The sequence below is a fragment of the Deinococcus radiophilus genome, from assembly GCF_020889625.1.
Classification (GTDB): Bacteria; Deinococcota; Deinococci; order Deinococcales; family Deinococcaceae; genus Deinococcus; species Deinococcus radiophilus.
In genome coordinates, this window is record NZ_CP086381.1 from 251,437 (window position 1) to 264,864 (window position 13,428).

Annotated in this window: 10 protein-coding genes; 7 read left to right on the forward strand and 3 right to left on the reverse strand. The window is 64.0% G+C overall.

The features are described 5' to 3' along the window. The first annotated feature begins 39 nt into the window (after positions 1-39). Together LMT64_RS12045 and LMT64_RS12050 are read left to right on the forward strand one after the other, a co-directional pair. Positions 40-1,356, forward strand: coding sequence for a hypothetical protein (locus LMT64_RS12045; RefSeq protein WP_126351788.1), 1,317 nt, complete (start codon positions 40-42; stop codon positions 1,354-1,356). A gap of 10 nt (positions 1,357-1,366) precedes the next feature. After that, positions 1,367-2,155, forward strand: a complete 789-nt coding sequence (locus tag LMT64_RS12050; protein ID WP_126351787.1) for a class I SAM-dependent methyltransferase — start codon at positions 1,367-1,369, stop codon at positions 2,153-2,155. A 20-nt stretch (positions 2,156-2,175) separates the two neighbouring features. Here the strand turns inward: LMT64_RS12050 and LMT64_RS12055 are convergent, their stop codons facing one another. Further along, positions 2,176-3,108, reverse strand: coding sequence for a calcium/sodium antiporter (locus tag LMT64_RS12055; protein ID WP_211334170.1), 933 nt, complete (start codon positions 3,106-3,108; stop codon positions 2,176-2,178). 63 nt (positions 3,109-3,171) lie between these two features. Beyond that, positions 3,172-5,391: an MMPL family transporter gene (locus LMT64_RS12060; protein ID WP_126351786.1), complete on the reverse strand. Its 2,220-nt coding sequence runs from the start codon at positions 5,389-5,391 to the stop codon at positions 3,172-3,174. Between the two features lie 162 nt (positions 5,392-5,553). Between LMT64_RS12060 and LMT64_RS12065 the strand changes: the two genes are divergently transcribed. The 4 genes from LMT64_RS12065 to LMT64_RS12080 all read left to right on the forward strand — a co-directional run bounded on the left by LMT64_RS12065 (position 5,554) and on the right by LMT64_RS12080 (position 9,987). Further along, entirely contained in the window at positions 5,554-5,967 is a 414-nt protein-coding gene (locus LMT64_RS12065; RefSeq protein WP_126351785.1) for a pyridoxamine 5'-phosphate oxidase family protein, read from the forward strand. Between the two features lie 251 nt (positions 5,968-6,218). Then, on the forward strand, positions 6,219-7,361 hold the full coding sequence (locus LMT64_RS12070; protein WP_229253477.1) for an NAD(P)/FAD-dependent oxidoreductase: 1,143 nt from the start codon (positions 6,219-6,221) through the stop codon (positions 7,359-7,361). A 34-nt stretch (positions 7,362-7,395) separates the two neighbouring features. Further along, positions 7,396-8,316 (forward strand): DUF1338 domain-containing protein, encoded by a 921-nt coding sequence (locus LMT64_RS12075; RefSeq protein ID WP_126351783.1) that lies wholly within the window; start codon positions 7,396-7,398, stop codon positions 8,314-8,316. A gap of 57 nt (positions 8,317-8,373) precedes the next feature. Further along, positions 8,374-9,987 (forward strand): aldehyde dehydrogenase family protein, encoded by a 1,614-nt coding sequence (locus LMT64_RS12080; RefSeq protein WP_126351782.1) that lies wholly within the window; start codon positions 8,374-8,376, stop codon positions 9,985-9,987. A 73-nt stretch (positions 9,988-10,060) separates the two neighbouring features. Here LMT64_RS12080 and LMT64_RS12085 read toward each other — a convergent pair whose 3' ends face one another. Then, positions 10,061-11,158, reverse strand: a complete 1,098-nt coding sequence (locus LMT64_RS12085; protein WP_229253478.1) for a GGDEF domain-containing protein — start codon at positions 11,156-11,158, stop codon at positions 10,061-10,063. A 260-nt stretch (positions 11,159-11,418) separates the two neighbouring features. On the opposite strand from LMT64_RS12085, the gene LMT64_RS12090 reads away from it, so the two are divergent. Then, the gene (locus LMT64_RS12090; protein ID WP_126351781.1) at positions 11,419-13,383 is read left to right on the forward strand and encodes a bifunctional metallophosphatase/5'-nucleotidase; all 1,965 of its coding nucleotides are present in this window, start codon (positions 11,419-11,421) and stop codon (positions 13,381-13,383) included. The last annotated feature ends 45 nt before the right edge of the window (positions 13,384-13,428 follow it).

Here is a 13,428-nt window from a genome sequence, read left to right on the forward strand (position 1 = left end):
CCCAGCTTTCCGCCTCCCTGCGCTACCCTGGGCCTACTTATGGGAGAAGCCAAACGCCGCAAACAACTGGGGCTGATGCCTCAGTCCGTTTCTTTCGATGTCCAGGCCGAGGTCCGTGACGGGGCCTGGCAGCTCAATTGGCTGCGAGCGCCGCAGGGTGAGCAGGGGCAGGCGCTAGAGCGCGCCCTGCTGGAGCAGTTGCCCAGTCCCGCTGGCTGGCCCGCCGAGTACCGCACGCGCTGGGTGGCGGCTGGCCGCCCGACCGATTTCCTGAACAGTGCTGACGACGTACTGGCCATTCAGGTACCGGCCCATCTGCGCCTCAGTGGCGAGCTGCTGAGCAGTTTCGATCCGCGCTCCTTGCAAGACCGCGACGACCAGACCGCCAGCCAGTTTCATCTGTTGCCGGAGGGGCAAGCGCTGCGCCTGCGTGAGCAAGACGTCTCTTTCGATGGTCAGCGCTGGGAGCCGCTGCCTGCGGCGGGCCTGGGTGAGAAGGGCGTGCAGTACCTGATGCAGCATCCCATCGCACGTGAGCGTGGAGCGTTGCAGGCGACCTATCAGGTGACGCACCACCGCGAGGGCCTGGTCACGGTAGACCCCGAACCCCCCGCCGAACTGCTGGGTGCCCTGGAGCTGCTGGCGGCCACCCTGCACGGCAGCGACGAATCCAGCTGGGCGGATGCCCACGCCCAGATGATTGCCCGCACCGAGTGGGCCGATGAAGCCGGCCGTGATCTGCCGCCTGAAGCGCCTGCCTCGCGCCGTCTGACCATTGAGGTGCGCGGGCGCTCCCTGCTGAATACTCCACTGACGACCGCCGTGGGCGAGTGGGGTGACGCCGTGCTGCTGGTGGAGCAGGGCAGCACCCAGTTCAGCCCGGACAGCGAGGTGTGGTATTCGTATGTGGACCCCAGCGCCGAACCCACCGAGTCCGAACTGAGCGAGTTTTTCAGTCAGATCATGGACCTGAACACCACCGAAGTGACAGTGCTGGCCGACGGCACAGTGACCTGGGACGAAGAAGCGGTACCCGCAAAGCACCAGGCGCGTTTGCGTGAGGAACTCCTGAGCCGCACCGGAGCTGGTGACCCGGAGCGCTGGGCTGACTTTTGCCGCGAAGCATTGACCGATGCCTACTCCGAAACGGCACCGTTTCTGCAAGGGGTGAGTGCTGATGCGTTCCCGGTGCCCCGAGGCCTGCGCCTGGATGTACCGCTGGACGCCATTGAGGACCACGAGCACGGCATGGAATGGGTCATGGAGTCGCAGGTCAGCTTTGACGGGCAAACCTGGGCCGACATTTATATGGACGAAGTGCCTGCCGAGCTGCTGGCCGTGCGCCCGCAGCACTGAGGCGACGCCGGTGCCCCGCGCCACGCTGGCCGACTGTGACGCAGTGGCCGGTCACTACGGCCGCCTCAGCTTTCTGGCGGTCAGCGCGCGTGAGTTGGTGACCTGGGCCGCTCCTGCTGCCGGTGAGCACTGGGTGGATGTGGCGACAGGTACGGGTGAAGCGGCCCGTGCGCTGGCTGCCGCAGTGGGGCCTGAAGGGCAGGTTCTGGGCACCGATCTGAGTGCTCCGATGCTGGAACAAGCCCGCCAATACCCACCCCAACCTGGGCTGAGTTATGCCCTGGCTGATGGAGCCACGCTGCCGGTAGCCAGTGAGAGCCAGGATGGGGTGCTGTGTGCCGCCGGGCTATTTTTCATGGAAGACATGGAGGCCGCCCTGCGCGAATGGCAGCGTGTCCTGTGCCGGGGTGGGCGAACGGTCTTGAGCTCGTTTACCGGGGAGCTGATGGCCCCGCTGCCCAGCCTGTGGGCGGCGCGGCTGGCCCCGCTGGGCCTACGCCCGGTGGTGCCGCCTGCGGCCCGCATCGCCAGTTTGGACAGGGCCGCCGAACTGCTCACCAGGGCTGGATTCACCCAGCTGCACCTCGAGGTCCGCTCTGTCCCGCTGACCATTCGCAGCGCCGAGGAGCGCTGGGAGCACATCGTGCAGGGGCTCGAAGGCTTGCCGCTACGGGCCCTCAGCGCGGCGCAGTTGGAAGAGCTGCGTACTCAACACCTCACCGATTTGGCCACGTATTTCGCCCAGGGCCCCGCCACCTTCCAGATTCCACTGTTGCTGGCGCAGGGAGAAAAGAGGTAGGAAGTAAGCGTGAGGGTCACTCAGAACAGCGTGTAGGTATAAGCCCCGTAAGCGGCCAGCAGCACCAGGCCACCCAGTTTGCCCAGTCGGGCGGTCCGCCACATCAGCAGGAGGGCGGCAGCGGCAAAGCCGATCATGACCAAGATGTCGCCTTGGGCTGACTGCACATCCACTGGGAGGGGCTGAACCAGCGCGGTCAACCCCAAGATCGCCAGAATATTAAAGATATTGGACCCGATGATGCCGCCCAGCACCAGCTCGGTGTGACGCCGGGTCGCGGCGATCAGGCTGCTCGCCAGTTCTGGCAAGCTGGTTCCCAGTGCCAGCATGGTCAGACCGATGACCCGTTCGGAGATGCCCAGCGCCTGGGCCAGCGCAGTGGCGCCTGTGACCAAGGCCTGTGCGCCCGCCACCAGGAGGGCGATGCCGATGACCGCGCCCAGGAGGGCCTGGCCAGTTGGGATAGCTTCTTCCTCGGCAGCCTCGCGCTCGGCTTCCTCCACGGCTGCCGGGTCAGTGCTGCCCAACTTCAGCTGCCACATCACATAGGCGATCAACAGGGCGAACAGCACGGCCCCTTCAACCCGGCTGATGCCACCCTGCACCACCGGCCACAGCAGCAGCGAGACGGCCAGCATGAGCGGCAGTTCGCGGGTCACGGTGCTTCGCCCGGTGGCGAGCGGATAAACCAGTGCCGTAAGACCCAGAATCAGGCCCACATTGGCGATGTTGCTGCCCACCACGTTGCCCAGCGCCATGTCCGGTGTTCCCGACAAGCTAGACGATAGCGTGGCGGCCAGTTCTGGACTGGACGTGCCGAAAGCGACCACCGTCAGCCCCACCACGTAGGGGGTCAGCCCGAACGAGCGGGCCAGGGCCGAAGCGTTGGTGACCAAGCGTTCCCCGCCGAAGTACAGGAGCGCGATTCCGATCATGACCAGCAGGTAACTCACGGAACGTAGTTAAACATACCCGGGCAGGGCAGGATGTCTTTGCCAGACCTGGCGGCCTGGCCTTCAGTGCCGCACTTCTAGATGGGGCAAACGGCGCTCCAGCCAGCCGGGGAGCCACCAGTTCCAGCGCCCAGCCAGTTTCAGCACGGCGGGCACCAGCACCAGTCGGACCAGTGTGGCGTCCAGCAGCACGGCCACGGCCAATCCCAGGCCGATGCTTTTGGTCAGGACCACCCGCCCCGCGATAAAGGCCGCGAACACGATCAGCATAATCAGGGCCGCCGAGGTGATGATCCGCGCGGTGCGGCCCACCGCCTGCGCGACCGCTTCGTCGTTGTTCAGGCCCGCTTGCACGCCCTCATAGACCCGCGAGATCAGGAAAATCTCGTAATCCATGCTCAGGCCGAACATCACACTGAACAGCAGCAGCGGCAACATGGCGTCAACCACGTCCGCCTGTGGCGGAAAGCCCAGCAGCTCGCCCAGCGGACCTCCTTGCAGCGCCAGGGTCACGGCTCCGGTGGCGGCGGCCACGGTCAGCCCGTTGAGCAAAATGCTCTTGACCGGGACCACCAGGCTGCGAAAGGCCAGCAACAGCAGGATAAAGGTCGCCGCAAATACGCTGAGCATCACGCCCGGCAGCGCTCCCATCACCGCCCGGCTGAACTCGCGCTCGCCTACCGGAGCGCCGCCCAGCAGAAAACCGAACGGGCCGGTGTCCAGTGCGGCGCGCAGCTGCGGCTCTATGACATCTATTTCGTCCGAGCGCAGGTAGCGGTCCGGAATCACGGTAACCCGCAAATACTCGCCGCCCGGCGCGAAAGAGCGTTCGTTCAGGGCCATGGCCGCTGCCAGCCCGTCCAGTTGCCCGCCTGACCCCGCCCCGGCCAGGTCCTCCGGGCTCAGAAAAGGGCTGACCACGGTCTGCACCCCCGGCACCGCCCGCAGGTTCTCTGTCACTGCGCGGAAGGCTTCGGCGTCGTGCTGCGGGTCGTAAGGGCGGTCCAGGGTCAGAATCACCTCGAACTGCGAGAGCAGCCCACCCGCGCCCAGCCCGCGCACATCGTCCAGCGCGTCACGGCTTTCAATGCCGGCAGACAGGCCCCAGGCCCCGCCGTAGCCGGTCTGCATGCCCAAGGTGGGCGCGGCCAGCAGGGCCAACAGCGCCGTCCCTGCCAGGGTCCAGGCCCAGGGGCGGCGCATGACCCGGTGCGCCCAGGCGTGCCAGCGTGGCGACAGCTCGGCCAGGCGCCCGGAGCGCACTGCCCAGCGCCGGGGACTGTTGACCCGCTCACCCAGCAGCGTGAGCAGCGCGGGCAGTACTGTCAGCGAAGTCAGTACGGTCATGCCCACTGCCAGCACCCCGCCGATGCCGATGCTCTGCACATAGGCCAGCGGCGGCACCGTCAGCCCAGCCATCGCAATGGCCACCGTGGCCCCGCTCCAGGTGACCGAGCGCCCTGCTGTCAGCATGGTGGTGTGGGCTGCCTGCACACTGTCTAGGTCGCGGCTCAGCTCTTCGCGGAAGCGGCTGACCATCAGCAGCGCGTAATCGATGCCGGCCCCCAGCCCCAGCATGGTCACGACACTCTGCGTAAAAGTAGAGATATTGAGCCAGCTGGCCAGCAGATACAGCGTGGCCAGCGTGAGGGTGATGCTGACCACGCCCACCACCATCGGCAGCCCCGTGGCGACCAATGCCCCGAACACCAGCAGCAGCACCAGGGCAATCAGCGGCATGGCGGTCAGCTCGCTGCGGCGGGTATCGGATTCCGCGTAGTGGGTAAAGTCGTCGGCGATGGCCTGCAGCCCTGTCACGCCGATCTCCAGCCCGCGCTCCTCCTCAAAAGTCTGAGCAAATCGGCGTACCGCTCGCAGCGCCTCAGTGGCCCCCTCATACAGCGGAATCTGGGCAGCGACCAGTTCGGGGCCGTCTCCGGCGGGGTGCAGCCCGCCCAGCTCCGACGCCGACTGCACCGACAGGACGCCTGGGACATCTTCCAGACCTTCACGAAACTCGCCCAGTGCCGTGGCCCTGGCTCCGGCGGGCTGTCCTGCCTGTGGCTGGACCACCAGCAGCGCGGTGTTCAGCTGCTGCTCTCCGAACTCCGATCTCAGTAGCGCCGTGACCTGCGTGCTTTCAGCGTTCGGCAATTCACCGATGCTGGCGGTCATGCGCCCCGGGGCCTGCACCGCAAGTGGGACGGCCAGCACCAGCAGGGCGGCAAAAATGCCCAGCACCTGCCGGGGTGCGCGGGTAACCCAGTCGGCGAGCCTGTGCATAGGGCTGAGCTTAAAGCATGTAGGGGGCGGCCCAGTTCAGACGGAGACGGCACTGGGCCACCAGTGACATTTTCTAAAGGTTTACAGACCTGTGCGCCGCACGCTGGGCGGTTTAGGGTAGGGAGGCCGTCTCTTCTTATCTTTGCTCGAAAGGAGCCACACATGAGTGACATGACCCTGCAAGACATTTCCGCCGCCATGAAGAAGTTGGACATCTGCATGCTGAGCACCCACGCCGAGAACGGCGAGATTTCGGGCCGCCCCATGAGCAACAACGGCGAGGTGGAGTACGGAGGCACCGCCTATTTCTTCACCGAAGGCGATCACCGTATGGTGGCTGAAATCGAAGCGAATCCCAAGGTGGCCCAGGGCTACCAGAGCGACGACCTGTACATTCAAGTTCAGGGCCACGCCAACTTGGTCCGCGACAAGGCCCAGTTTCAGGAACACTGGAATCCTGACCTGGACAAATGGTTTCCAGAAGGTATCGACACGCCGGACCTGGTGATGATCGAGATAGCAGGCCAGCGCATTACCTACTGGGCAGGCCGCGACGAAGGCGAAATTAAACTGTAAGGCCAGGCCCTCCTCTGAAACCCATGTGCATAGCATGGGTTCTTTTTTTGAGATATTTGTACTGGACGGTCAACTTACGGCTTGCAATCTGCTCGGCGGCCCGGTTAGAGTGCTGATGCAGTTTACAGTTCAGGCTTCTCTTGATGTGTCCCGGTGGGGGCCAGAGAGGTTCATTTCGCAGTGCTCCGGCCTCTCTTTTCGAGTCGCAAGAGCAGCCTTGTTTTTATTGTTCGATTTTTCGGGAGGACACCTTGACCGTACAATTCTCCGACGTGATCGTCATCGGCGGCGGCATCATCGGAGCCGCCTGCGCTTTTCGCCTGAGTGAAGCAGGCCTCCGGGTCACCGTGCTGGACCGGGGGGCGGCACCGGGACGTGGATCGTCGGGGCGCAGCGGCGCGGGCGTGCGGGTGCAGTTCTCTGAAGAGGTGAACGTGCGCCTTTCCTGGGAGAGCATTCAGGAATACCAGCGCTTTCCCGAGCTGTATGGCCGGGAAAGCGGTTATGTCCAGAACGGTTATCTCTTTCTGGTGCCTGAAGCTGCCTGGGAAGCGCATGAGCAGGGCGTAGCGGTGCAGCGTGCCGTGGGTGCGCCCGTTGAGGTGGTCACACCGCAAGAAGGTGCGCGTTACGTCCCGTATCTGCTGGGCGGCATCTACCGCTGTACCTATGGCCCGCAGGACGGCTACATTGACCCGCTGCTCACGCTGAACGCCTACACCGACATGGCATTAGGGCGCGGCGCTGAGTTGCACCGACAAGCCGAAGTGACCCATATCGAAGCGGTAGGGGAGGGCTGGACGGTGTATTCCAGCCAGGGTGATTTCAGCGCTCCTCTGATCGTGAATGCATCGGGCGCCTGGAGCGGGGCGGTGGCGGCGCTGGCCGGGCTGGACGTGCCGGTGCGCCCGCGCCGCCGCAGCGTGTACCGCACCAAAACCGGCAACGGTCAACCGAGCTATCCGCTGACGGTGGATGTGGCCAGCAACTTGTGGCTGCGTGGGCACAACGATACCGTCATTTTCACCGTCTCCAACCCCTATCAGCCGGACGGTCTCGAAGAGGGCATCGACTGGCCCTGGCTGACCCATGTGCGCGAGGTCGCACGGGACCGCTTTCCCTGGCTGGCTGAGCTGGAAGTGGACCGTTCGTACTCGTTCTGGGGCTACTACGAGATGACCCCCGACGGCAGCCCGATTCTGGGCCGCATGGCCGAGGCACCAGGCTGGATCAATGCCTGTGGCTTCTCCGGTCATGGGGTGCAGCAGGCGGCGGCAGTGGGCCGGATCGTGGCGGCGTTCGCGCAGGACCAGGAGCCGTTTATTGATGTGAGCAGCTTGCGCCTGGAGCGCTTCGGGCAGGGTGCCGCGACAGCGGAGCGGCACATTGTTTAAGTCAAACCCTATGCAGAGTATAAGGAGCACTGAAATGACTGACCGCAGAGAAACCCTGAACTACGTCCTAAGCGGCCTAATGCGCCGTTACCAGGAGCGGGTGCCGGACGTGCAAAGCGTTATAGACGATATGGTCAAGGGTGGCCTGATCGGGCAGGCTGAGGACATTGAGAACGATCACATCGCTTTTCGCACCATGGGCGTACCGCAGCTGGGCATTCAGAGCTTCGAGAAAATTTTCCTGCACTACGGCTACCAGCGCCGCGAGCCTTACGATTTCGCGGCCAAGAAGCTGAACGCCTACTGGTACTCGCCGCCCGACCCACTGCCCGGCCAGCCGAACTTTCCGCGCATTTTCGTTTCCGAGCTGCGGGTGGGCGATCTCAGCGAGGAAGCGCAGCGCATCATCACCAGCTATACCGATGAAGTGCCGAGTGATCCGGTAGACGACCTGAACCTGGACGACGGTGTGCAGGTGGATGAATTCCTTCACCGGGCACTGTGGCGGTTGCCGAGCTGGGAAGATTACCAGCGGCTTCAGGAGGAGTCCGAGTATGCCGCCTGGGTCATCTACAACCGCTATTACCTCAATCACTTTACGGTCAGCGTGCATAACCTGCCGGAAGGCTACGACACCATTGAGCAGTTCAACGCCTTTCTGGAGGGTCATGGCTACACCCTCAACTCCAGCGGCGGTAAGGCCAAGACCAGCCCCGACGGCCTGCTGATTCAGAGCAGCACGGTGGCAGAAATGATTGACGCCGAGTTTGCAGGTGGACACCTGGAGCGCATCAGCGGCAGCTATGTGGAGTTTGCGGAGCGCCGCCCGCTACCGGAGTTTGCCGACCTGCCCAAAAACGAGCTGACCCGCGATAAGCGCCGTGAAGGTTTTGAGGCGGGCAACGCGGACAAGATTTTTGAGAGCACCTATTCCAGTCAGACCGCCGGGCGCTAAAGCGCTGCCGTCCACTGAGCCAAACGAACAAAGCTACAGCTCACCGAGGAGGAACCCATGACCCCCACCCAACCCAATTCCCGCCCCCAAAGCTACGGCCACCTGATCGGTGGCGAAGAGGTCCGCAGTGATCAGACTTTTCTCAGCCGTTCCAGTGGACGACTGAGCGACGTGCTTGGCGAGTTCCCCGAAGCGACCAAGGACGACGTGCGCCGGGCCTGTCAGGCGGCGCGGGAGGCCTTCCCACGCTGGCGGCGCACGCCGGCCCCGGTGCGCGGCGAGATTATCGGGAACATCGGCCGGGCGATTGCCCGCGAGAAGGAAACCCTCAGCCGCCTGCTCAGCCGCGAGATGGGCAAGACGCTGAAAGAAGCGCGCGGCGACGTACAGGAAGCAGTAGATACCTGCGCCTTTTTCCAATCGGAAGGCCGGCGCCTCTACGGGCAGACCGTGCCCAGCGAGATGCCCAACAAGGAACTGAAAACCTACCGCCGCCCGCTGGGCGTGGTGGGTATGGTCACGGCGGGTAACTTCCCGGTGGCCGTGCCCAGCTGGAAGATCATTCCTGCGCTGCTGACGGGCAATACGGTGGTCTGGAAGCCCAGCGAGGACGCGCCGCTGACCTCTTACGCTTTTGCGCGGCTGCTGGAAGAAGCGGGCGTACCAGACGGTGTACTGAACGTGGTCTTCGGCGGCGGCAAGGACGCGGCAGGGCAGTTCATCGTAGAAATGCTGGATGAAGGCCTGGTGGACAAGATCGCCTTTACCGGGTCCACCCAGGTGGGCCGCTGGATCGGGGAGGTGTCGGGGCGCAACCTCAGCACGCCTTCACTGGAACTGGGGGGCAAGAACCCGCTGGTGGTGATGCGCGATGCCGATCTCGACAACGCCGTGCAGGGCGCACTGTGGGCCGCCTACGGCACGGGGGGGCAGCGCTGCACCAGTGCCGGCAACATCATCGTGGACGCCCCTGTCTACGAGGAGTTCCGCGACAAACTGCTGGCCGCCATGCAGGAGATAAAAATCGGCAACCCCACCGAACATGACGGCGTGCTGTACGGTCCCTTCATCAATGAGCGCTTTTTCCGGTCCTGGGAGCAGCACTACGCCTGGGGCGAGGAGGACGGCGCGACGCTCCTGTACGGCGCGGGGCGCATCACGCCTGAGAACAAACCCAGCGGCTTTCAGGGCGATCCCGACGCGGCCTTTTACGGTTGGCCGACCCTCTGGGAAGGAGTGAAGCCGGGTATGCGTCTCTTCCAGAACGAGGTCTTCGGCCCCACGGTGAACCTGGTGCGGGTGGATGGCTTCGACGAAGCCATGGCCGCCGCCAACGCGGTGGACTACGGCCTGTCCAGCGCCATCTACACCAACGACCGCACCTGGGCCAACCGCTTTCAGGAAGAAATTGAGGCGGGCATGACCTCTATCAACAATTCCACCACTGGGGCTGAGGCGCACATGCCCTTCGGCGGGATCAAGGGCAGCGGCAACGGCGCGCGCGAAAGTGGCGTGTGGGTGCTGGACAGCTACACCTACTGGCACGGTGTGAACGATGATGTGAGTGGGCGGCTACAACTGGCCCAGATGGACACCGAGTACGCCCAGCCGCGTGAGGCCTTTAAGGTGGGGGGCCTGATGCTAGAAGCGCAGGAAGTAGAAGGAGTCTGACAGGGTGCTGATTTAGAGGAAGGCTAAGCGTGGTCTCAGCCAGCTCCCCTGACTGGGAACGCTGGGGCCAGGCTCACTCCATCGCGCCGCAGTTGTCCTTGAACACCACACTGCGGTTGCGGCCAGTTTGCTTGGCCTGATACAGGGCCTGGTCGGCCTGAGCGACGGTCTGTGCAGGGGGCTGAGCGGCAACGTGCCACGCGGCCCCGATGGATACGTTGACATTCAGGTCAAGGGTCTGTCCCTCAGCGGGGATGCTCAGCGGTTGCCTATCAATCTGCTGGCGCAGTCGTTCAGCAATGGGTAGGGCACAGCCAGCCTTGGGCGAGCGCAGCAGCAGGACGAACTCCTCGCCGCCGTAGCGGTAGGCCCGGTCCGCTGGCCGCAGGCTGCCGCTGAGCAGTCGGCCCATCTCCGCCAACACCTTGTCCCCGACTAGGTGGCCGTAAGTGTCGTTGATATGCTTGAAATGGTCGATGTCCACCATCATGACCAGATCGCCGGGAGTGATGGAGGGCAGGTCGGTATCGAACTGGCGGCGGTTATGCAGGCCAGAGAGTTTGTCCTGGTAAGCCTGCTGCTGGAACAGTGCATTGAGCCGCAAGAGTTTCAGACGGTCTGTCAGAATCACCAGGGTCACCATAAATCCACTTACGTTCAGCAGCAGCAGCGGCAGGTAGCTCTGCGCCAGAATCTGGAGGCCGCCCGGCAGCAGCCCCAGTGGCAGGCCGTTGGGGAGCAGCATCAGGGTGGCCAGTGCGGTGCGTTCCCGCCAGGTGACGCCCTCCCGCATGAACCGCTCGCGCAGCAGCCAGACCACCAACAGGATGAGCAAAATACTGCTTCCCGCAGGGATCACCCCAGGCCCGCCCATCCAAAGGCGGTAGGCCAGCATGGGAATGGCTGCCAGCAGGGCACTAGGCAAGCCAAACACCAGGGCCACAAAGATCAGCGGAATAGACCGCATGTCAATGATGATTCCCGGCGCAATCTGTGCCGGGAAGAGAATCAGAACCAGGGAAATGGCTGCTCCCAGCAGGATGGACTGTGCCTGAAAGATGCGGGTATGTGGCAAAGGCCAGGCCCGGAAGGTCAAACTGAACAGGTAGGTGAGGGCCGTCAGCAAAGCAAAGTTGATCAGAAGCTGTTGCAACATGGCGGGCGCGGTCATCCTCTCTGAGGGAGCGAGAATAGGGGGGAGGGTGGATTCCTGGGGATCTGGCAGGTTCAGGCTGGGGGAGCAGTAAAGAGATTAAGTCCTCGCAGGCGGCGACTTTCACTATGCCAAATTGGCCGCTCAGCAGACATCGGATTTGTCTTAGGTCTGATGGCTTGCCACTCCTAAAGGCTGTTCCCCACGGGAGGGCACACACTTTAGCACCCGCCTTATGACCTACAGCTGACAGCCGGGCGCGTACAATGTCAGCTGACATGAGAAAATTTAACCTAGCTGCCCTGTCTCTGACGGCTGGTCTTCTGGCCTCCTGCGCTCCGGTGCAAACGGCTCCGGCCCACCCTGAAGCGCCCTACCGCCTGCAACTGCTGCATTTCTCGGATGTGGACGGTGGCCGTGACATCATCGGCAATGTGCCCCGCTTTTCGGCCCTGCTGAACACCTTCCGTGCCCAGCAGCCGGAGAACACCCTGGTCGTGAGCAGCGGTGACAACTGGATTCCTGGCCCTGAATACAACGTGGCGGGCGACAGTGCGCTGGATGCGGTGCTGGGCAAGGCCGGCGCAGGCCGCGCCCACGTCGCTTGGCTGAACGCGCTGGGCGTGCAGGCCTCCGCAGTCGGCAACCACGACCTGGACATGGGTACCGCCGAATTCGCGGGCCTGCTGAGCCAGGGTGAGGGCTGGAACGGGGCTGCGTTTCCTTACCTGTCCACCAACCTGGATTTTGCGCCGGATGAGGCCACCGCCAAGATCACCGGCAAGGACGGCCTAAGCGTTACAGAGCTGGCCGGAAAGGTGGCAGGTTACGCCACCGCAGAAGTGGGCGGCCAGACCATCGGCCTGATTGGAGCCAGCACCCCCAGCCTGGGGAGCATCACCAACGTGGGCAAAGTAGGCGTGGCACCAGCCAAGGCAGACGATCTGGACGCCCTGGCGGCGCTGATTCAGCAAGACGCCGACGCCCTGATGGCGCAGGGAGTGGACAAGATCATCCTGCTGGCCCACATGCAGACCATCAACGTGGAGCAGGAGCTGGCGCCCCGGCTCCGGGGTGTGGACATCATCGTGGCCGGGGGCAGCAACACCATCCTGGCCGATGACACCGACCGCCTGCGGACCGGGGACACTGCAAAAGGCGCCTATCCGCTGACCTTCGCGGGCAAAGACGGCGCACCTGTGCTGGTGGTCAACACTGAGGGCGACTATACCTACCTGGGCCGCCTGCTGGTGGACTTTGATGCCCAGGGCCGCGTGATTCCGGCCAGCGTAAATGCCAAGGAAAGCGGCGCCTACGCCACCGACGAGCAGGGCCTGCGCGACCTAGGAGTGAAGGTGGACGCCGCCAGCCCCGCAGTGGTCCGCGTGTCGGAGGGGCTGACCGGCGCCCTGAAGACCCGCGCCGGGAACATCGTGGGCTACACCAACGTGTACCTGAACGGTGAGCGCCGGGGCGTGCGCGGCCAGGAAACCAACCTGGGCAACCTCAGCGCCGACGCCAACCTGTTTTACGGACAGCAGGTGGACCCCAGCACGGCCATCAGCCTGAAAAACGGTGGCGGCATTCGCGGCCCCATCGGTCAGTGCATCGTGCCTCCGGGCAGCACGGCGGCCACCCCCGTCTGCTCGGCGCCGCAGGGGACGCCAGGCATCAGTGAGCGCGGCCAGGTGTCGCAGCTGGACCTGGAATTGGCCTTCCGCTTCAATAACGCCCTAAGCTTGGTCACGGTGACCGGCACGCAGCTGGCGGCTTTGCTGGAGCACGGCGTAGCCAACGTGGAGAACGCGGCAGGACAGTTTCCGCAGGTGGGTGGCCTGAGCTTTGCGTACGACGCCAGCCGTCCCGCAGGTCAGCGCCTGACCGACATCGTGATTGATGACGCTAATGGTGCCGCTGCCGGTACGCAGCGTGTGGTGCTGATGCAGCAAGGTCAGCTGAATGCTGCCGCGGCTGCCCGCTCCTACCGCATGGTCACGCTGGGCTTCCTGGCAACTGGCGGCGACAGCTACCCCTTCCCCAAAGAAGGCACCGCTGAATTCGCGGCCCTAAAGCTGACCGACTTGCTGAGCGACAAGCGCAGCGGCGAGTTCACCTTTGCCGCCGATGGCAGCGAGCAAGACGCCCTGGCCGAGTACTTTGGCGCCCGCCACGGCAGCGCTGCTACGGCCTTTGGCGCAGCCGACACTCCCGCCGAAGCCGACACCCGTATCGTTCGCCGCTAACGCTCACGTGTGAGCGGCGTCTAAATCACGTCTCAACCCCAAATC

What these genes read in the sequence shown, in the direction of transcription:
- LMT64_RS12045 (WP_126351788.1), top strand. Translation starts at nt 40, where the DNA reads ATGGGAGAAGCCAAACGCCGCAAACAACTGGGGCTGATGCCTCAGTCC.
- LMT64_RS12085 (WP_229253478.1), bottom strand. Translation starts at nt 11,158, where the DNA reads ATGACCGCGCCCGCCATGTTGCAACAGCTTCTGATCAACTTTGCTTTG.
- LMT64_RS12090 (WP_126351781.1), top strand. Translation starts at nt 11,419, where the DNA reads ATGAGAAAATTTAACCTAGCTGCCCTGTCTCTGACGGCTGGTCTTCTG.
- LMT64_RS12075 (WP_126351783.1), top strand. Translation starts at nt 7,396, where the DNA reads ATGACTGACCGCAGAGAAACCCTGAACTACGTCCTAAGCGGCCTAATG.
- LMT64_RS12065 (WP_126351785.1), top strand. Translation starts at nt 5,554, where the DNA reads ATGAGTGACATGACCCTGCAAGACATTTCCGCCGCCATGAAGAAGTTG.
- LMT64_RS12080 (WP_126351782.1), top strand. Translation starts at nt 8,374, where the DNA reads ATGACCCCCACCCAACCCAATTCCCGCCCCCAAAGCTACGGCCACCTG.
- LMT64_RS12060 (WP_126351786.1), bottom strand. Translation starts at nt 5,391, where the DNA reads ATGCACAGGCTCGCCGACTGGGTTACCCGCGCACCCCGGCAGGTGCTG.